The organism is Promicromonospora sp. NPDC023805, from assembly GCF_040639635.1.
GTDB lineage: Bacteria > Actinomycetota > Actinomycetes > Actinomycetales > Cellulomonadaceae > Promicromonospora.
Genome location: NZ_JBFAAH010000004.1, coordinates 169656 through 189243 on the forward strand (window position 1 = coordinate 169656; position 19588 = coordinate 189243).

The 19588-nt window shown below is 69.8% G+C and carries 17 protein-coding genes; 5 read left to right on the forward strand and 12 right to left on the reverse strand.

Annotation, left to right across the window (positions count from 1 at the left end):
* Positions 1 to 2 precede the first annotated feature (2 nt).
* The 4 genes from AB0F70_RS06955 to AB0F70_RS06970 all read right to left on the reverse strand — a co-directional run bounded on the left by AB0F70_RS06955 (position 3) and on the right by AB0F70_RS06970 (position 5235).
* The gene (locus AB0F70_RS06955; protein WP_357445193.1) at positions 3 to 1001 is read right to left on the reverse strand and encodes an ABC transporter permease; all 999 of its coding nucleotides are present in this window, start codon (positions 999 to 1001) and stop codon (positions 3 to 5) included.
* 27 nt (positions 1002 to 1028) lie between these two features.
* Positions 1029 to 2546 (reverse strand): ABC transporter permease subunit, encoded by a 1518-nt coding sequence (locus tag AB0F70_RS06960; protein ID WP_357445196.1) that lies wholly within the window; start codon positions 2544 to 2546, stop codon positions 1029 to 1031.
* A gap of 194 nt (positions 2547 to 2740) precedes the next feature.
* The gene (locus AB0F70_RS06965; RefSeq protein WP_357445199.1) at positions 2741 to 4555 is read right to left on the reverse strand and encodes an ABC transporter substrate-binding protein; all 1815 of its coding nucleotides are present in this window, start codon (positions 4553 to 4555) and stop codon (positions 2741 to 2743) included.
* A gap of 236 nt (positions 4556 to 4791) precedes the next feature.
* On the reverse strand, positions 4792 to 5235 hold the full coding sequence (locus AB0F70_RS06970) for a cold shock domain-containing protein (RefSeq protein ID WP_357445202.1): 444 nt from the start codon (positions 5233 to 5235) through the stop codon (positions 4792 to 4794).
* A 176-nt stretch (positions 5236 to 5411) separates the two neighbouring features.
* On the opposite strand from AB0F70_RS06970, the gene AB0F70_RS06975 reads away from it, so the two are divergent.
* A complete protein-coding gene (locus AB0F70_RS06975) occupies positions 5412 to 5942 on the forward strand; it encodes a GNAT family N-acetyltransferase (protein ID WP_357445204.1) in 531 nt (176 codons plus the stop codon).
* 3 nt (positions 5943 to 5945) lie between these two features.
* On the opposite strand, the gene AB0F70_RS06980 is transcribed toward AB0F70_RS06975, so the two are convergent.
* The 8 genes from AB0F70_RS06980 to AB0F70_RS07015 form a co-directional block, all read right to left on the reverse strand.
* Entirely contained in the window at positions 5946 to 6734 is a 789-nt protein-coding gene (locus AB0F70_RS06980; protein ID WP_357445207.1) for a GNAT family N-acetyltransferase, read from the reverse strand.
* A 47-nt stretch (positions 6735 to 6781) separates the two neighbouring features.
* Positions 6782 to 8623: a BCCT family transporter gene (locus AB0F70_RS06985; protein WP_357445210.1), complete on the reverse strand. Its 1842-nt coding sequence runs from the start codon at positions 8621 to 8623 to the stop codon at positions 6782 to 6784.
* A 211-nt stretch (positions 8624 to 8834) separates the two neighbouring features.
* Positions 8835 to 9695: a carbohydrate ABC transporter permease gene (locus AB0F70_RS06990; RefSeq protein ID WP_357445213.1), complete on the reverse strand. Its 861-nt coding sequence runs from the start codon at positions 9693 to 9695 to the stop codon at positions 8835 to 8837.
* Positions 9685 to 10590 carry a sugar ABC transporter permease gene (locus tag AB0F70_RS06995; protein WP_357445216.1) on the reverse strand — a complete coding sequence of 302 codons (906 nt, stop codon included), beginning with the start codon at positions 10588 to 10590 and terminating at the stop codon, positions 9685 to 9687. The genes AB0F70_RS06990 and AB0F70_RS06995 overlap by 11 nt, the downstream gene beginning before the upstream one ends.
* Before the next feature lie 2 nt (positions 10591 to 10592).
* Positions 10593 to 11933, reverse strand: a complete 1341-nt coding sequence (locus tag AB0F70_RS07000) for a sugar ABC transporter substrate-binding protein (RefSeq protein WP_357445219.1) — start codon at positions 11931 to 11933, stop codon at positions 10593 to 10595.
* Between the two features lie 84 nt (positions 11934 to 12017).
* Positions 12018 to 13640: an FAD-dependent oxidoreductase gene (locus AB0F70_RS07005; RefSeq protein WP_357445222.1), complete on the reverse strand. Its 1623-nt coding sequence runs from the start codon at positions 13638 to 13640 to the stop codon at positions 12018 to 12020.
* The gene (locus AB0F70_RS07010; protein ID WP_357445225.1) at positions 13637 to 14740 is read right to left on the reverse strand and encodes a LacI family DNA-binding transcriptional regulator; all 1104 of its coding nucleotides are present in this window, start codon (positions 14738 to 14740) and stop codon (positions 13637 to 13639) included. The genes AB0F70_RS07005 and AB0F70_RS07010 overlap by 4 nt, the downstream gene beginning before the upstream one ends.
* 222 nt (positions 14741 to 14962) lie before the next feature.
* Positions 14963 to 15337, reverse strand: coding sequence for a VOC family protein (locus tag AB0F70_RS07015; protein ID WP_357445228.1), 375 nt, complete (start codon positions 15335 to 15337; stop codon positions 14963 to 14965).
* Positions 15338 to 15566: 229 nt separating this feature from the next.
* On the opposite strand from AB0F70_RS07015, the gene AB0F70_RS07020 reads away from it, so the two are divergent.
* The 4 genes from AB0F70_RS07020 (at position 15567) to AB0F70_RS07035 (ending at position 19587) form a co-directional block, all read left to right on the forward strand.
* Entirely contained in the window at positions 15567 to 17054 is a 1488-nt protein-coding gene (locus AB0F70_RS07020; RefSeq protein ID WP_357445231.1) for an FAD-dependent monooxygenase, read from the forward strand.
* A gap of 121 nt (positions 17055 to 17175) precedes the next feature.
* The gene (locus AB0F70_RS07025) at positions 17176 to 17991 is read left to right on the forward strand and encodes an oxidoreductase (protein ID WP_357445234.1); all 816 of its coding nucleotides are present in this window, start codon (positions 17176 to 17178) and stop codon (positions 17989 to 17991) included.
* A 52-nt stretch (positions 17992 to 18043) separates the two neighbouring features.
* Positions 18044 to 18646 carry a TetR/AcrR family transcriptional regulator gene (locus AB0F70_RS07030; RefSeq protein WP_357445237.1) on the forward strand — a complete coding sequence of 201 codons (603 nt, stop codon included), beginning with the start codon at positions 18044 to 18046 and terminating at the stop codon, positions 18644 to 18646.
* Positions 18643 to 19587, forward strand: a complete 945-nt coding sequence (locus AB0F70_RS07035) for an alpha/beta hydrolase (protein ID WP_357445240.1) — start codon at positions 18643 to 18645, stop codon at positions 19585 to 19587. The genes AB0F70_RS07030 and AB0F70_RS07035 overlap by 4 nt, the downstream gene beginning before the upstream one ends.
* Position 19588: the final 1 nt, after the last annotated feature.

Genomic DNA, 19588 nt, shown 5'->3' on the forward strand with positions numbered 1-19588 from the left:
GCTCAGTCCTTGGTCCGGTTCTGGCGGGGGTCGAACGCGTCGCGCAGGCCGTCGCCGATGAAGTTCACGCACAGGGCGATGGTCAGGATCATCAGGCCGGGCCACCAGAACAGCCAGGGCCGGGTGGCGAAGGCGGACTGGTACTCGTCGATGAGGGTGCCGAGCGATGTGTCGGGCGCCTGCACACCGAAGCCGAGGTAGCTCAGCGCGGTCTCGAGCAGGATGGCCCCGGCGATCGCCAGCGTCGCTGACACGATGATCACGCCCACCGAGTTGGGCAGCACGTGCCGGGTGATGATGCGCCACGAGCTCGTGCCGACCGCCCGGGCGGCGACCACGAAGTCGCGCTCGCGCAGCGAGAGCACCTCGCCGCGCACCAGGCGGGCCAGGCCGGTCCAGGTGATCAGGCCGAGCACGAGGGCAAGGCCCCAGATCCCCCAGCCCGCCGCCGTCTTGCCGAGCACCGCCGCGACGACCAGCAGCGGGATCACGATGAAGACGTCGGTGAGCCGCATGAGGACCGACTCGACCCAGCCGCGGTAGAAGCCGGCCAGCGCCCCGACCAGCGTGCCGACGATGGTGGAGATGATGCCGACGGAGAACGCGATGATCAGCGAGAACTGCGTGCCGCGCATCACGAGGGCGAAGTAGTCCTTGCCGCCCGTGTCCTGGCCGAACGGGTACGCCCAGGTGGGCGCTCCGTCGCCGATCTTGTCGTACTGGAGCGTGTAGTCCTTGGGCCACCAGCCCGGGATGGGGCCGGTGCCGATGGAGGTGAACGCCACGACGATGATGAGGCCGAGCACGATCATCGAGGTGAGCGCGGCCTTGTGCCGGAAGAAGCGGCGCGCCACGAGCTGGCCCTGGCTGTAGGACTTGTCCTCGCCGGGCAGCGGGTCGGCCGAGCCGCCGGCCGCGAGGCCGACCGCGTCGGTGCCGGTCGCTGAGATCTGCGGCTCGTAGTCCTCGCCGCCGGGGGTGCTGTTCCTGATGTCACTCATGTCTGTGTCTCCTGCCGTGGACCGCGCTCAGCGCCGGATCCGAGGGTCGAGGGCCGCGTAGGCCAGGTCTGCCACCAGGTTCATCAACACGGCAGCAACACCCGTGACGAGGAAGAACGCCATGACCGGCGCGGGGTCGACGGCGTTCAGGCCGTCCTGGAACAGCGCACCCATGCCCTTCCAGCCGAACACCTGCTCGGTGATGATCGCGCCGCCGATGAGGCCCGCGAAGTCGAACGCGACGATCGTCGTGATCGGGATCAGCGCGTTGCGGAACGCGTGCTTGACGATGACCTCGCGCTCGGACAGGCCCTTCGACCGCGCCGTGCGCACGTAGTCCTGGTTCATCGTCTCGAGCATCGACGACCGCGTGTAGCGGGAGTAGCTCGCCACGGAGACCAGCGTGAGCAGGATGGTCGGCAGCAGGATCTGCGTGCCCATGTCGAGGGTCCGCTCCCAGAACTCGCCGGTGAAGTTCGGCGTCTGGGAGCCGATGGTCGAGATGGGACGCGACTTGATGCTCAGGAAGCTGGCCCAGTGCGAGATGAGGATGTCCGCCACGACCATGAGGCTGGTGATGGTGCCCGTGATGCCGGCGACCAGCATCGCCTGCTTGCGGGCGTAACCGCCCCAGGCGGCGCCGATCGCAACGGACACCACCAGGGTGACCACGAACAGCCCGATGAGCAGCGGCCACGACGGGGCCAGCAGCAGCGGGGCGAGCGCGAAGTAGGCGATCACGCCGACGACGGCGGTGGTGAGCGCCGCGTAGAGCGCCCGCCGGTTGCGGAGGCCGGCGACCAGCGCCGTGACCAGCACACCCGCGGCGGCCGAGACCAGGAGGACGCCACCGGCGCCGAACATCGGTTCGCGCCACCAGTCGAGCGCGTTGAAGACGAAGAGCGTCACCGTGACGAACGCGAACACCGTCGCGGCAGTGATCAGCCGGCGCTTCCTGGTCCCGCCGAGCACGGCCTGGAGCAGGAACGCCGCCACTGTCGCGGCGATCACTATGGTCCATGGCGCGTACTGCCCCACTGCCATCCAGTTGTTGTACTGGATCGCCGCGTACTCCTTCAGCAGGGTCGCGGCCCAGAACACCGGCAGCGAGAAGAAGAGGAACGCGCTGAACGTCACCGTGTAGTCGAAGCCGGAGTACTGGCGGATCGCGGTGAGGATACCGAGCGCTACACCGACGACTATGGCGAGCAGCGTGGCCAGGGTGACGAGCCGCAGCGTCGAGGACGCCGCCTGCTGGGTCAGGCCCAGCACGTCGACGCCGTTGATGTTGACGCCGAGGTCGCAGTTGCCGGTGAAGCAGCCTCCGACGCCTCTGAGCCAGTCCCAGTATCGCTCCCACGGTGAGTCGTCTAGCCGAAGCAAGGCCCTCCGTTGCTCGATGAGGTTCTCGCGGTTCGGACTGTTGGACTCGTTGAGGTCCTTGAGCGGGTCGCCCGAGTTGATGGTCAGGAAGAACATGAGCATGGAGGCGCCGAGCAGGACGAGCGCCGAGACGCCGATGCGTCGGAGGATGAACTTGAGCACGGGTTGGCCCTTCGAGGCGGACGCAGCACGGCGTCTGCTGGGGAAAGCGATCAGCGTGTCACTATAGGACACCGGATGAAAATTGCCGTCATCGCCCCAGGTCAAGGGTGGAAATAATCCTGGATGACTGCAGACAGCCCTGCGGGGAAGGGAACAGACGCTCCCTTCCCCGCAGGTATTGCGTCAGGCCCTCGTCAGGAGGCGCGAGCCCACTGCTCGGCGTTCCACACGACACCGCTCTGGGCGGCGGTGTTACGCACGTTGCTCAGGCTCGAGCTGCTGGCGATCACACCCGGGTGGGAGAACAGCGGGATACCGAAGAGGGTGTCCCACAGCTGCTTCTCGATGATGACGGTCTGCTCGGCGTGCACCGCTTCGTCGACCGAGGAGGCCAGGGTCTCCCACGCGGCGTCGACGGTCTCGTCGGAGTAGCCGCCGTAGTTCTGCGGAGCGTCCGTCGCGTAGATGTTCTGACCGGAGGCGATCTGGCCCGAGCCGGCCCAGGCGAACAGCGCTACCTCGTAGTCACCGTTCGGCAGGTCCTTGTCGAAGAAGTCCGGCGAGGCGCTGTCGACGATGTCGAAGCCCACCTGGTCGCACGAGGACTTGATGGCCTCGATCTCGGAGGCACGACGCGGGTTCGGGGCGGAGTAGCCGATCCGGACCTTCTCGCCCTCCTTGAGGCCGGCCGCGGCGAACTTCTCCTTGGCGGCGTCCAGGTCGACCTCGTCGTACTGGCCGCCGTAGGACTCGGACACGACTGCCTCGTAGTTCTCCTGGAACGGGAAGACCTCGCGGGCGTTCATGACGACGGCCTCGGGGTCGATCGGCTTGATCAGGTCGTCCACGATCTTCTGGCGCGGCACGCAGAGCGCGAACGCCTCACGGGCCTCCAGGCTGTCCGCGAAGATGCCGGACTTGAAGTTGAAGTCCAGGTGCTCCCAGGTCAGGTTCTGGTTGGTGTCGACCTTGACCGCGTCGCCGAGCGACTGGAGCTGCGTGACGGTGTCAACGGTGGGACCACTGGGGTTGATGACGTCGAGGTCACCGTTGGCGAGCGCCTGGATCTGCGCGTCGGCACCGATGAAGCGGAACGTGAGCTCCTTGGTGGCGGCAGGCGTACCCCAGTACTCGGGGTTGGCCTCCAGCGTGAGGTACTGGCCCGCCTCCCAGCCGTCAGCCTTGAAGTTGTACTGGCTGTTCACCGGGGCGATCTTGGGGTCCGGGATCTCGCCCGGCTGTGACAGCCAGCCCTTGTCCCAGAACTCGGCAGCCTTCTTCAGGACCGGCAGGTCGAGCTCCTGGATGGCGGTGACGAGCTCTTCGGTCGTGACACCGGCCTGCTCCGCGACGACGTGCGCCGGGAAGGCCCCGCCGACGAGGATCTTCCAGTCGGCGTAGACGCGCTCGTAGTCGTAGGTGAACGACTTGGCGTCCGGGGAATCCGCCTTCGGGCCCGCGGGAACGTAGTCGCCGAGGGTCAGGCCGGAGATGTGGTTGAAGAGCGGCGCCTCGGAGCCGTCCTTGGTCACCTTGCCGTCCTTGGTGATCGCCTGGGTGGCCCAGTCGAGGAGGTAGTCGGCGTACGTGACCGGCGTGCCGTCGGACCAGACTGCCTCGTCGTTGAGGGTGTACTCGACGACCAGCGGGTCCTCGGAGGTGGCCTCGTAGGTGCCGTACTCCTCGTCCGCGCACACCTCGCCGGTGTCGCCGAAGTACCAGAAGCTGCCGAAGATGCGCTCGGTCACGGCGCTGTTGTAGACGGAGTACGTCTCCGGCGTGTTGGTGTTGTAGCCGAGGAACTCGTCCTCGATCGACACCTTCACCTCGCCGTCAGCGGTCTCGATGTCGCCGAGATCGGCCTTGCACGGACCGTCGGCCGCAACCGTCGTGTCAGTGGACTCACCGTCCGCCGGGTTGTCGCCGCCCGCCGGGCTCGTGCACGCGGAGAACAGCAACGCGCTCGTGGCGGTCACCGCCACAGCGGCACTCAGTCGCCTGATCTTCAATGTTCCTCCTCAAGGGGATGCCGGCATCGGACTCCCTGGCGGCGCGCCGCAGCGCGCGCCGGGGGTGAGACGTCCGTCACCGTCATGGTTTCCGCTCACGCTACTCACGCGATGGGAGGGTTTGCCCTACTTCGCCGTTTGCTGGACTTGATCGTTACCGACCTGATATCGCCCCGTAGCGGTACCGTCTCCGCGCATCAGAGACGGAAACAGGGCGTTAACACCCCGAACCGGCGTCAGACCCAGCCGTGCGAGCGCGCTACCGCGACGAAGGCACCCCGGGTGGCGAGGACCTGCTCCGCGGTGAGGGTCGGCACCCCCGCGAGGAGGACTTCGGTGACCTCGACGGCGAGCTCCCGCTCGGACGGCGCGTCGCCGTCGGGCCGGGAGGCGGCGTCGGGCAGCGCGGGGAGGAAAGCCGGGACGGGCGCGGTATGGGCCACCGCGGCGACGGCGGACGCCGCCAGCGCCGGGGCGGGCGCGACCAGGGTGACGGTCGAGGCCTTCAGGCCCCGGTCGCCGTCCTCCACCGCGAAGTCCACCACTGCGCCGACCGCGAGGTGGCGCTTGTCGAACTCGAGATCGTTGACGTGGATGAACACGTCGTCGCCGCCCGTGTCCGGCGCGACGAAACCGTAGCCGCGAACCTCATCGAACCTGATGACCTTGCCTTGAACCACGACACACACTCCGCCTCGTAAGAATCCCTGCAGATCCGAGTCTAGGACGCTTGTCCAACTTCGGGCTGTCAAACGCGTGCCGTGTCGGCCAGGTTCCGGCGCGGGTGGGTGAATCGGGCGGCGAGGCCTGGTACGCCCCCCGCGACGAAACCGCTCGCCGGCGTTACCGTGCCGACATGACGATCCGCACGCTGGAGACCTCGGAGGTGCTGCGGCGTGCGGACGAGATCGCCGACATCTTCCAGCGGGCGTTCGGCTACTCCGACGAACGTCGCGACCACTTCCGGGACACCCGGCTCGCCTACCTCCCGCTGTACGACGGAGCGCTGACCCTCGGGGCGTTCGAGGGCGCCGACCTCGTGGGGTTCGTGTACGGGTTCGACTACCAGCCCGAGCACTGGTGGCCGCAGCAGGTGGGCCCCGCGCTGGCGCGAGCGGGCCATGCGGCCTGGACCGAGGACACGTTCGAGCTCAACGAGCTGGAGATCCTGCCGGAGCACCAGGGCCGGGGGCTCGGGACGGCGCTGCTGAGCGGACTGTTCGACCGGATCACCCACCGGCACACCCTGCTGTCCACGACCGCCGACCCCGCCGACCGCGCCAAGGTGCTCTACGGCCGGCTCGGGTTCGTCGACCTGGTACCGGGGTTCCGGTACGCGGGCGTCACCGAGCCGGCCAACATCATGGGCCGACGGCGGGCGGGGTGAGGTTCAGCGCTCCCAGGCGTACGGCGTCGTCGTGGAGACCTTGACGAAGCCGTAGCGCTCGAGGATCGGGCGCGAGTACTCGGTCGAGTCGCTGTGGATCAGGGTCTTGCCCAGCGCGAGGGCCGAGCGCGCGCGGGCCGCCGTCAGCGCGCGGTAGATGCCGCGCCCACGCCATTCGGGCCGGGTGCTGCCGCCCCAGATTCCCGCGACCTCGGTGTCCGCCACCGGCTCCAGCCGGCCCGCGGTGACGATCTGCCCCTCTGCCTCCGCGACCCAGAGCTCCATGCCGTCGCCCAGCGCCTGCCTGCGCAGTATCGCGTTCGCCGTCTCGTCGGACACCGGGGCGCCGAACACCTCGTTCTGCATGGCGCACATCGCGCGGACGTCGGACTCCTCGGTGACCCGGCGCAGGGTGACGCCGTCGGGCAGCGGGACGTCCGCCGCGAGCGCCTCGGCCTCGCCGATCATTATCGATTCCGGGTCTTCCGGGACGAACCCGTGCTCGAGCAGCGCGTCGTGCAGGCCTGGGGCATGGTCGTGGCCGCGCGTCTTCCACTCGACCTTCGTGATGCCACCGTCGGCACGGAAGTAGGCGATGGCGTCGGCGACGAGCTTGCGCACCTGGGGCTCGTCGGCCCCGCCGAGATCGCGGTACGTGACGAAGCCGCGTCCGCCCAGGAAGGTCACGAGGCGCAACGGCCCCAGGTGGGTCACCGAGATGGCGCTGGGCGTCTCGGCGTCGGTACGGAGCTGCTCGTCGTACGCCTGGAGCAGGCGGGAGGGGTCGGTCATGGGTACACCGTCCGTTGCCGGGCCGTGGCCCGGCAACGGATTATCGGTTACTCCCTGACCGCCGCTCCGCCCTCGGTGGCGGACGGCACGCCGTTCCCGGGGGTCGGCGGGGTCTCGTCCGGGTCTTCCTCGGTGGCCGAGGCCGCCGTGGAGAGCTCGAACGGCTCGCCGTCGTGCTTCTCGACGCCGGTGTCCACGGTCTCCGCCAGCACCTGGACCGCCAGCTCCTGCTTGAGGACCAGCGGGTCGCGCGAGAGGTCCTTCCACAGGGCGACACAGAGCACGAGCATCACCAGGACGAACGGCAGCGCCGAGACGATGGTGATGTTCTTGAGGCCGTTCAGGGCGCTGGCGGGATCGTCGCCGCCGGCCAGCAGCATCGCGGCGGCCACCGCACCGGTGCTCACGCCCCAGAACACCACTGACCTGCGGCTGGGGTGCTCGGCACCGTTCTCGGAGAGGCCGCCCATGATGATCGACGCGGAGTCGGCGCCGGTGACGAAGAAGATCGCGACCAGTACGACCGCCAGGCCCATCAGGACCAGCCCTACCCAGCCGGGCACCGGCAGGGCGCCGAGCGTCTGGAACAGGATGAGGTCGAAGTTGATGTCGGCCCCGGCCTCGCCGATGGCGGCGAGCGCCGAGCCGGCGTCCTGTGCCTGCTCGGCGCGCTCCTGCAGGCCGATGGCGCCGCCGCCGAAGATCGCGAACCACAGCGTCGAGATGATGGAGGGCACGAGCAGCACGCCGACGACGAACTGGCGCACCGTGCGGCCGCGCGAGATGCGCGCGATGAACGGGCCGACGAACGGCGTCCAGGACACCCACCAGGCCCAGTAGAAGATCGTCCACGTGCCCATCCAGTCGGACAGGGACTGGTCGCCGGAGGCCGCGGTGCGCGAGGCCATCTCGGGCAGGTCACCGACGAACGCGCCCAGCGAGGCCGGCAGCACGTTCAGGATGAAGAGCGTGGGGCCGCCGATGAAGACGACTATCGCGAGCACCAGCGCGAGCCACATGTTGGCGTTGGACAGCCACTGGATGCCGCGCTCGATGCCGGAGACCGCCGAGAGCACGAACAGCGCTGTCAGGATCGCGATGACGACCACGAGCGTCGCGGTGCCGACGTTCGCGAGGAAGCCGGAGTGCTGCAGGCCGCCACCGATCTGCAGGGCGCCGAGACCCAGCGAGCAGGCGGAGCCGAACAGCGTCGCGAGGATCGCGAGGATGTTGATGACCCGGCCGCCGACCCCGTTGACGGCCTTGTGCCCGAACAGCGACGTGAACATCGAGCTGAACAGCTGGGCGCGGCCCAGGCGGTAGGTGCCGTAGGCCATGCCGAGGCCGACGATCGCGTACATGGCCCACGGGTACAGCGTCCAGTGGAACAGCGTGGTGCCCATGGCGGTGGCCGCGGCCTCCGGGGTGGAGCCCTCGACGGTGCCGGGCGGCGGCGACATGTAGAAGTACAGGGGCTCGCCCACGCCGTAGAACATGAGGCCGATGCCCATCCCGGTCGCGAACATCATCGCGATCCAGGAGGACGTCTTGTACTGCGGCTTCTCGCCGTCCTGGCCCAGGGTGATCTTGCCGAACCGGCCCCCCGCGACGACGAGCACGAAGATGGTGAAGACGGTGGCGGCGATGACGAACAGCCAGCCGAAGTTCCGCAGCACTCCGGCGAGGGCGGCGTCGGCCACCTTGCCGAGGCTGTCGGGGCCCGCGAAGCCCCAGACGATGAAGGCGACGGCGATCAGACCCGCGACGCCGAAGACGACCTTGTCGATACCGACGCGCTGTTCAGCGGGGCCTCGCCCCCCGCGCTCGACCCGGCGGGCGGCGCGTTGGACCTGGCCAAGCAGGGACTTTGTGGATTCTGAAGTACTCATCACAGCGGCTCCCCTCCCGCCCGGGCTACCGGGCTGTCACACCGGGGCGCCAGAACTCCTTTACATAAGACGCGGCGAATACAGAGCGCTTCACGCTAACACCACATCTAAATTTCACCCCTGCCGGTGGGTGGGCGCCAGGGGGCGCACCCGGCGCCCCCTGGTTCCAAGATCACTCCGGAACCACGCACTGGCCACCCGGACCGGATGCTCAGCCCTTGAGCCCGCTGTGGGCCAGTCCCTGGACGAACTGCTTCTGCGCCACGAGGAACACGGCGAGGACGGGCAGCACGGTGAGCGTCGTCGCGGCGAGCTGGACGTTCCACATGGGGCCGCCGTACGCGTCGACGTACTGCGTCAGCGCCTGCGGCAGCGTGAAGCTCTCCTTGCTGGACAGGTAGACGATGGGCTCGAGGTAGAGGTTCCAGGACTTGAGGAACGTGAAGATCGCGACGGCGCCGAGGGCCGACCGCGACAGCGGCAGGGCGATGCGCCAGAAGATCCCCCACCGCCCGAGCCCGTCGATCCGGCCCGCCTCCTCTAGCTCCGTCGGGAGCGCCAGGAAGAACTGCCGCATGATGAACACGGCGAGGACCGCCGGTGCCCCGAGGATCGGGATGACGATCAGCGGCCAGTGCGTGTTGATCAGCCCGAGAGTGTTGACGATCCGGAACAGCGGGACGATCGTCACCTCGGACGGCACGAGCAGACCGACGAGCACCAGCACGAACAGGGCGTTCGCCCCCGGGAACCGGATCCGCGCGAACGCGTAGCCGGCCATCGCGGCCACGAGCATCGTGCCGATCGTGACCAGTGCCGCGATGTACAGGGAGTTCCAGTACTGCTGGGCAAACGGCTGCAGCGTGAACACCCTGCCGTACGCGTCCAGCGACGGGTCCTGCGGCCAGATGGTCGGCACCCGGCGCAGGATCTCGCTCATCGGCTTGAGGCTGGACGTCGCCATCCACCAGGTGGGGAAGACGAACGGCACGCTCAACAGGGTCAGCAGCACCACGAGCAGCCACCGGGACCACCTCCGGCGGCGTCGGGCGGGCAGCACTTCAGACCTCATGGAAGACCCATCTCTTGCGCGACTGCCACTGCAGGAGCGTCAGCGCGAGGACGATGACGAACAGGAGCACCGCGATGGCGCTGGCGTACCCGAACTCGTTGAACTGGAACGCCTGCTGGTACAGGTAGTAGACGAGCACCGTGGTCGAGTTCCCGGGACCACCGCCCGTGAGGACGTCGATCTGCGCGAAGACCTCCAGCGAGCCGACGATCGTGATGATCGAGACCAGCAGGATCGTCGGGCTGATCAGCGGCAGCGTGATCGACCGGAACCGGCGCCACGCGCCGGCGCCGTCCAGCCGGGCGGCCTCCTGCAGCTCCTCGGGCACGCCCTGCAGCGCCGCGAGGAACAGGATCATGTTGAGCCCGACGTTCTTGAAGACCTGGACGACGATCACGGACACCATCGCCGTCGTCGGGTGGCGCAGCCAGTTCGGGCCGTCGATGCCGAGCACCGCGAGGAACCCGTTGATGCCGCCGTCGGCCTGCAGCAGGAAGCTCCACACGATCGTCCACGCGACCAGCGACACGACCACGGGCGAGAAGAAGAACGTCCGGAACGTGGTGGTGCCGGGCAGACGCTGGTTGAGCAGGACGGCGAGCAGCAGGGCCAGCACGATGTTCAGGACGACGAGCCCCACCGAGAACCACAGGCTCGCCAGGAGGGCGTCCGCTAGCCCGCCGTCGGCCGCCATGCGCTCGTAGTTCTCGGCGCCGACGAACGTGAACGTGTTCGCCAGGACGTTCCATTCGTGCAGGGAGTACCAGACCACCATGCACAGGGGGAGGACGACGAACGCGAGCGCGCCGAGCACCACCGGCGCCACCATGGCGTAGCCGACGAGCCAGTCCCTGCGTACCGCCGCTGAGACGGTTCCCGCGGACAGAGTCGCCACCGTCACTCCTCCAGCAGCGGCGCGATGGCCGAGCAGGTATCGGCGAGGACCGCCTCGACGTCGGCGTCCGCCGTCCACAGCGCGTCGAGCTCTGCGCGCACGGTCCCCGACAGCTTGGCGAAGTTCTTGTGCGCGGGCTTGGTCACCGCGTCCTCGACGCCGTCCACGACGACCGCCTGCAGCTGCTCGGCGCTCAGGTTCGGGTTGGCGTCGGCGAGTCCCTCGGCGTCGAGCAGGGACGCGCGCGGCGGCGGGAAGTAGGCGCTGAGCTGCTCGGCGTTCTCGGGGTTGGTGAAGTGGGCGAGGAAGTCGGCGGCGACGTCCGGGTGCTCACCGGCGGCGAAGACGCCGACGGCGCCCTGCCCGACGACGTTCTGTCGACCGGCCGGCCCCTCGGGCAGCGGCACGACGTCCCAGTCGAACGAGCCGTCGAGCGACGACGCCCGGCTGATCTGGGTCACGGTCATCGCGGCGTCACCGGCGAAGAAGTCGGCAGTGGTGCCCGGGCCGGGCATCGCGCCGTCCTTGAAGGCCGCGTCATGGATCCACGTCATGGCGTCGACCATCTCCGGCTCGGTGAAGGTGCACTGCGTGCCGTCCGCGCTCCACGGCGCGGCCCCCCAGCCGGACCAGACGGTGGCGAGGTTCTCCCACGCCTGGTACTCGAAGTCCCGCACGACCAGGCCCTGCTTGCCCGAGTCTTCTGCGGTGGCGGCGGCGATGTCCCGGGCGGCGTCGAACGTCCACTCGCCGGACGCGACGAGCTCCGCCGGGTCGGGCTGCCCCGCTGCGGCGATCTGACCGGTGTTGACGAACATCGCGAACGGGCTGTTGGAGAAGGGGTAGGCGTACAGGCCGTCGCCGTCCTCCCAGAGCCCCAGGGCGCTCGGCACCATGTCGTCCAGGGCGTAGCCCTCGGTGCTCTCGAGCAGCGGGCGCAGGTCGACGAGCGCCCCGCTGGAGACGAACTCGGGCGCGTTGCTCTCGAAGATCCAGGCCAGGTCAGGGGCGTTGCCCCCGGCGAGCTGGGTGGTCAGGGCCGTCGTGTAGTCCTCGAACGGGATGGTCTCGAACGTCACGCCGGAGACCAGCTCCGGGTTCTGGGCGACGTAGTCGTCGGCGATGCTCTGGAAGAGCTCGAGCTGCGCCTCGTCGGCGGTCCATACGGTCATCCGCAGGTCGACGGGCTCGGCCGGGGCCTCTGGCTCCCCCACCGGCGCGTCGGTTCCGCCGCCGCAGGCGGTGAGGGCGAGCACCGCGCTCATGGCGGTCGCGGCGACGGCGGCCCGACGGCGCGGCCGGGCCCAGGGGTTCGGGCGGCGGGGGGTGTGCTGTGCAGACATCAGTTCTCCTTTGGACTGATCCGCGACGGGATGTCGCTGGGGGTGTCAGTACGGGATGTCGCTGGGGTGTCGGTGTGGACGTGCTCAGTACGGGTGCGCGCCGTCCGGCCAGCGCAGCTCGACCCCTGCGGCGACCAGCTCGGCCTGGTAGTCGGCGAGCAGGTCGGGCTTGGCCTGGACCGCGTGCGGGGTGCGTCCGGTGGCGAGGCAGTGCGCGGCCAGGTGGCCGGCGGCCTCACCGACGTTCCACTCGACGGGGTGCAGGCGGTAGCACCCGTTGGTGATGTGCGTCGTGCCGATGTTCTTGTTGCCCGCGAGCAGGTTCGTCGTACGCCGCGGGAGCAGGGCGCCGAGCGGGATCTCGAACGGCGTCGACGGCACGTCGATGTAGGTGTCGCCGCCCGTGGAGGGGTGCAGGTCGATCCGGTACATGCCCACGCCCACCGAGTCGTCGTACCGCGTGGCACCCCGGTCGCCGCGGACGGCGTAGGAGACGTCGTTCTCCGTGACCGTCGTGACCGCCTGGATCCGGCGGGACTCGCGGTGGTACGCGGCCTGGGCGAGCCCGTCCGGGTTGCCCATGACGTCGGGGCGGAGCCGCAGGCCGGGGAACCCCGTGCCGCCGTCGGGCCGAGGGGCCTCGGTCTGCATCCAGTAGAGCATCGACAGGCTCAGCTGCCGGGCGTCGGCGATCCGGGCCTCCTCGACGTCGCGGGGCACGTCGAGGACGTGGCCGAGGAAGTAGTCGATGCTCGGCCAGTTCACCAGGCACAGGTCGCTCGCGTAGGAGCCGGGCTCGTGGAGGTCGCGCGCGGCGATGCGCCGGAACAGCCACAGGTTCTCGTCGCCGGCGTTCTTCGACTGGTCCGCGTCGACCGCCAGCGGGTCGTCGCCGGGGTTCGGCGTGAACGACCGCCGCTCCAGCGTGAGGGTGCGCGGGTTGGGCGCGGTCCACGAGAGCAGCCGCTCGCCGCCCCAGGCACCCGGCGCGTACGAACGCCAGAAGTCGTAGCGGTCCGGCTTGTCGATGGTGTGCTCGCCGTCCGCGTGCTCGACGGCGAAGCACACGCTGAACGCCTGGACGTTGTCCGGCTGGGCCTCGTCCGGGGCGCTCGGCTCGCCGGTCTCGCGCGCCGACTCGAACCCCGTGACGTACTCCGTGCCGGTCAGCGGCAGCAGCTCCCCGGTCTCGGTCGCGTCGATCGTGTACGCGGCGCTCACCGTCACCTCCGGACCGCCGACGACGGAGGCGAGCGTCACCGACGTCACCCGGTCGCCGTCCGTCGTGGCGGCGGCCGGGCGCACCCGCTCCAGGAGCGTGATCCGGCCGGCGGAGCGGTAGGGCGCGAGCATCTCCTCGAGCACGCCGACGGCGACCCGTGGCTCGTGGCACAGCTTCGAGACCCACCCGGCACCCGGGTTGAGCTCCGGCCAGGCCCGCGCGGCGGCGGTCAGCGGGTAACGACGGCGGTAGACGTCGCGGATCCCGTCGCGCAGCGCCCGGTAGCGCGCGGTCACGCCGAACCGCTCGACCCATGGGTGCTCGTCGGGCGGCACCGCCTGCGAGGTCAGCTGCCCGCCGATCCAGCGGTGCTCCTCGGTGAGGACTACGCGAGCGCCACGGTCGGCGGCCGCGAGCGCAGCGGCGATGCCGCCGAGGCCGGCGCCCACCACGAGCACGTCGGTCTGCAGGTCTTGATGGGTCACGCGGGGTCCGTCCTGTCGTCGGTCGCTGGTTCGCCGGTGCGGGCCGGTGCGGCGGTGCCGCCCTCCACGTCGGGGCACACGAGGATCTGGTGGAGCTCCGCCTCGGTCAGCGCCGAGGTGCGGCCCGTCTCGCGCTCCCGCTTGGGGCTGTCGTCGGAGACCAGGCGGGAGAGCAGGTACAGCGCCCGGGCGCCCATCTCCTCGCGGGGTACGGAGAAGCCGGACCAGTTCCTGCCGCCGCGGCGGGGATGGTGCGGCTGTCCGAGCAGCAGCACCGACACGTCGTCGGGCACCTGCTTGCCGCGGCGTTCGAGCTCGTCGGCGAGCTCCTCCGGATGGTTCTCGGGTGCGACGACGACGGCGGTGAAGCGCTGGTCGACGATCTCGGCGGCGGTGGCGGCGACGTCGTCGAGCTCGACGAACCGTGTGGTGAGCCCCTGCGCCTTCATGGCGCTGCGGTACCCGTCGACCCGGTCGAGCGTCGGCTGGTCGGTGCCGCGCATGCCCACGTAGCCGATGCGCCGGTGGCCGAGGGCGACGAGGCGCTCGACCTGCCGCACGGTTCCCCCTACGTAGTCGGCGCCCACGTACGGCAGCCGGCCGCCGTCGCTGCCGCGCTTGCCGATGAAGACGAAGGGGTAGTTGGTGTCGAGCAGGTGCTGCAGCTCGCCGCGGTGCTCGTGCTGCCCGAGCAGCAGGCAGCCGTCTGCCACGCCGAGCCGCTGCCAGCCGTCGCGGGTGAGCCTGCGGCGCCCGTCCGTGACGGGTGCGCTGGTGAACAGCAGCAGGTCGACGCCGAGCCGTTCGGCGGCGTGCTCGATCCCGACGAGGAACGGGCCGTAGAAGTCGCGGCTGGCCCGGGGGAACGTCGCCTCGTAGGTGAACACGCCGAGGATCTGGGCGAGCCCGCCCGCGAGGCGCTGGGCGGCGGGGTTCGCGGTGTAGCCAGTGATCCGGATGGCGTCCAGGACGCGCTGGCGGGTCTCCTCGCTGATGCGTACGCCGCTCGGCGTGCTGCCGTTGAGCACGAACGAGACGGTGGCCTGGCTGACGCCGGCCATCGCGGCGACGTCCGTCTGGGTGATGCGGCGACGTGGCACGGCTCCTCCTTGAACCCAGCTCCGATCCGGCGGCTGTCGTCAGGAGTGTCACCGTCCGCGGAGCGGCCGGTCAATCTGATGATGCGCATTATTAGCAGTTGCCGGGCGGGAGCCGGGCGCGCCGGAACAGGCGGCCCGCGCCCTCGTGCCGGCCGATGGCGCGCATTATCAGAGCGAGTGATGGCGGGCTGCGCCTGACGAGCTCGGAGGTGCGAGCTCGGCTCAGTGCTCGCAGAGGCAGAACGGGTGGCCCGCCGGGTCGGCGTAGACCCGCCAGTTGGCCTCCGGGCGCAGCTGGTCCGTGCGCTCCAGCACCGTCGCGCCCAGCTCCAGCACGCGCTGCTCGTCCGCCTCGAGGTCGTCGACGTCGAAGTCGAGGTGCATCTGCTGCGGCGACTCCTGCCCGGGCCACTGCGGCGGCCGGTATCCCTCCACCCGCTGGAAGGCCAGCGGCGTGCCGTCGAAACCGCGGAGCTCCACCCAGTCCGGGTCGTCCGCGTCCACCTCGACCTGCCCGCCCAGCAGCCCGGCGTAGAACTCGGCGAGGCGGACCGGGTCCGCGCAGTCGATCGCGACGGCCTGCAGCTTGCGAATCATCTCTGGTTCTCCTTGCCCTCGGTTCGTACGCCGGTCCCATGCTCCGCGATGTCCAACCTATCGGCGGCCGGAACGGGGTAGGTTGTACCGGACCGCGACACCGTCGAAGGAGGTGAGACCCATGAACGCAGGACCGATCTGGGTGCTCCCCCTTCCGCGAGGAACTGGCGACTGACGTAGGCGTCGCCGGGAGTGCCCTTCAAGCTGGGCATCCCGAAAGGCACCACCTGTGCATTCCTCAGTCATCTCCGACGCCCACCCCGCGCCCCTCACGTTCGACGTGATCATCGCCGGGTGCGGGCCGACCGGCGCACTGCTTGCCGCCGAGCTCCGCCTGCACGGCGTGCGGGTGCTCGTCCTGGAGAAGGACACCGAGCCCGCGTCGTTCGTCCGCATAGTCGGCCTGCACATCCGCAGCCTCGAACAGCTGGCGATGCGCGGACTGCTGGATCGCCTGCTCGAGCACGGGCGACGCCGTCCGGCCGCCGGCTTCTTCGCCGCCATCGACAAGCCCGTACCCGAGGGCCTGGACAGCGCGCACGCCTTTCTGCTGGGCATCCAGCAGCCGGTGATCGTCCGCCTGCTCGAAGAGCATGCGATCAGCCTGGGTGCGCAGGTGCGGCGCGATTCAGCGGTGGCAGGCATCGAGCAGGACGCCGACGGCGTGACGGTCGAGCTGTCCGGTGGCGAACGGCTTCGCGCGCGCTACCTCGTCGGCTGTGACGGCGCGCGCAGCACCGTGCGCAAGCTGCTCGGCGTCGGCTTTCCCGGCGAACCCGCACGGACCGAGACCCTGATGGGCGAGATGCGGGTCGGTGCGCCACAGGAGGAGATCGTCGCCAAGGTGGCCGAGATCAGCGCTACCACCAGGCAGTTCTGGCTCAGGCCCTTCGGGGAGGGTGCCTATCAGGTGGTCGTCCCCGCCGCGGGAGTCAGCCCGGACCGGACGGAACCGCCCACCCTCGAGGACTTCAGGCAGCAGCTGCGCGCCGTCGCCGGGACCGACTTCGGCGTGCACTCGCCGCGCTGGTTGTCCCGGTTCGGGGACGCGACCCGGCTGGCCGAGCACTACCGGGTCGGCCGGGTGCTGCTGGCCGGCGACGCCGCGCACATCCACCCGCCCATCGGCGGGCAGGGCCTCAACCTCGGCCTCCAGGACGCGTTCAACCTCGGCTGGAAGCTGGCCGCACAGGTTCGCGGCTGGGCGCCGGACGCCCTGCTGGACACCTACGAGGCGGAGCGCCGTCCGGTCGCCGCGGACGTGCTGGACAACACGCGCGCCCAGCTGACGCTGCAGTCCACCGAACCGGGCCCGCGGGCGGTGCGGAGGCTGCTGACCGAGCTGATGGACCTCAACGAGGTGAACCGGCGCCTGATCGGGAAGATCGCTGCGATCGACCTGCGCTACGACCTGGGTTCGGGGCCTGACCTGGGTTCGGGGCCCGACCTGGTCGGCCGCCGCCTGCGCGACCTGGACGTGCAGGAGGGCCGCCTCTACGAGCTGCTGCGGGGCGGTCGCGGCCTGCTGCTGGACCGCACCGGACGCCTGACCGTGGGCGGCTGGTCCGACCGGGTCGACCACGTCGCGGATCCGGCCGTGGCGCTGGACGCCCCGTGCCTCCTGCTTCGACCCGACGGCTACGTCGCCTGGGTCGGCGACGACCAGCGAGAGCTGGACGCCCACCTCTCGCGCTGGTTCGGCGCACCGGCGAGCTGACCGGGCGACGAAGCCGGTTCAAAGTACGGTCATCATCTAATTTTCCGGAAACCCTTGTGCTCCTGGTCGTCGGCGGCTTATTGTCGTACGAACATACTTCAATAACCTCAGGGAGCCAGTGATGACAACAGCTCAGCAGGTCGCGCTCGTGACGGGCGCCACCTCAGGAATCGGCAAGGCAGCAGCGACCGCGCTCGTCACGGCGGGCTTCGAGGTGATCGGGACCGGCCGCAACACCTCGCGGTCCACCGCACCCGCCGGCGTGACCTACCTCGACCTCGACGTGACCAGCGACGAGTCGGTCGCCTCGGCCGTCAAGCAGGTGATCGACCGCTTCGGGCACATCGACGTCCTGGTCAACAACGCCGGCGTGGGATCGACCGGTGCCGGCGAGGAGTTCTCGATCAGCCAGACGCAGGACATCTTCGACATCAACGTCTACGGCGTCATGCGGATGACCAAGGCAGTCCTGCCGCACATGCGCGACCAGGGCAGGGGGCGGATCATCAACGTCTCGTCCCTCAGCGGGTTCGTACCCAGCCCGTTCATGACCGTCTACGTCGCGACCAAGCACGCGGTAGAGGGCTACTCCCAGTCGCTGGACCACGAGGTCCGCGAGTACGGCGTCCGCGTCCTCCTCGTCGAGCCCGGCCCGATCAACACCCCGTTCGCGGGCCACAGCGTCGAGGCCGACACCCCCATGGCGCTCTACGCGGCGGGACGGCGCAACTACGACGAGCTGCTGGCGAAGAACCTCACCAGCGGCGACGACCCCTCCGTCGTCGCCAAGGTGATCGTCGCGGCGGCCACCGACCGGAACCCGAGGCTGCGGCGCACCGCCGGCACGACCGCCATGACCATCAACGCGGTGCACCGCGTCGCCCCGGCGCGGGTCTTCGACCGCGTCATCCGCCGGTTCAACAAGATGCCCGCCTGACCCGAGCTGACCTTCCCGAGCGGCATCGACAAGGCTGCAGGAACCGGCTGAGATGGAGGAACAGATGGTGCGGTACACGAAAGAGCACAAGCAGGAGACCCGGCAGCGGATCGTCGCGACGGCCGGTCGGCGGATCAAGCGGAACGGCATCGACGGCTCCGGCGTCGCGACCCTCATGAAGGACGCGGGCCTGACCAACGGCGCCTTCTACGCCCACTTCGCGTCCAAGGACGAGCTCGTCGACACCGCGATCACCGACCAGCTGCACACGCTGCACCGGAACGTCGTCGAGCAGGCCGATCCCGGCGCGGCGGGCCTCGAGCAGGTGGTGCGGTGGTACCTGTCGCGCGACCACCGGGACAACCCCGTCGACGGCTGCCCCAACGCCGCCCTGCTCGACGAGATCGCGCGCAGCGGCGACACCACACGGCAGGCCTACACCGACGGCGTGCTGGTCGTCATCGACGGCCTCGCCGCCCGCATGACTCCCGAGGATCCGCTCGCGTCCCGCGTCATGGCACTCAGTCTCCTCGGCCTGATGGCCGGGACACTGCAGCTCGCCCGCGCCCTGACGGACCGGCAGCTCTCCGACGACCTTCTCGAGCAGGGCCTCAGCAATGCCCTGGCCCTGGTGAACAGGAAATCCGAATCATGACCGAGCAGCCTTTCCACCCGCAGCTGCGGGCCGCGCGGTTCCTGCCGCGCACCTTCATCACCGCCCGGACGCTGCCCACGCTCCGGCGCCTCACCCGGCTGGCCGGGAGGACCCGGCGTCCCGACGCACAGATCGTCGCCGTGACCGACGACGTGTCGGTGCACGTCTTCCGGCCGGCTTCGGCCAGGCCTCGGACGCCTGCGCTGCTGTGGATCCACGGCGGTGGGATGGTGCTCGGCGACGCGGCGCAGGACAGCCAGTTCTGCCGCCGGATCGCCGACGAGCTGAACGTCGTCGTCGTGTCGGTGGAGTACCGGCTCGCGCCCGAGCACCCGTTCCCGACGCCGCTGGACGACTGCTACACCGCGCTGGAGTGGCTCGCCGGCCAGCCCGACGTCGACCCCGCCCGCATCGCGATCGGCGGGCAGAGCGCCGGCGCCGGCCTGGCCGCCGGGCTGGCCCTGCTGGCGAGGGAACGCGGCGAGATCCGTCCGGTCCTGCAGCTGTTGTCCTACCCGATGCTGGACGACCGGACCACCACCCGTGCCGACGTCGACCCGCGGCGGCTCCGCATCTGGAGCCCGGCCAGCAACCGGTTCGGCTGGGGCTCCTACCTCGGACCCGCCGCGGCCGACGGCAACGTGCCCCCGCTGGCCGCGCCGGCCCGCTACGAGGACCTCTCCGGCCTGCCGCCCGCCTGGATCGGCGTCGGCACCAACGACCTGTTCCACGACGAGGACGTCACCTACGCCCGGCGGCTGCAGCAGGCAGGCGTCGCCTGCACGCTCCGCGTGGTGCCCGGCGGCTATCACAACTTCGATTCCATCGAAGCGGGAGCCGCCGTCTCCCGGGCCTTCGTCGAGGCCCAGCTCTCCGCACTGGACGGAGCGCTCAACGGCGACCGCACAGCATCCGTTGACGTGCGTCGACGCGCTAACTAGC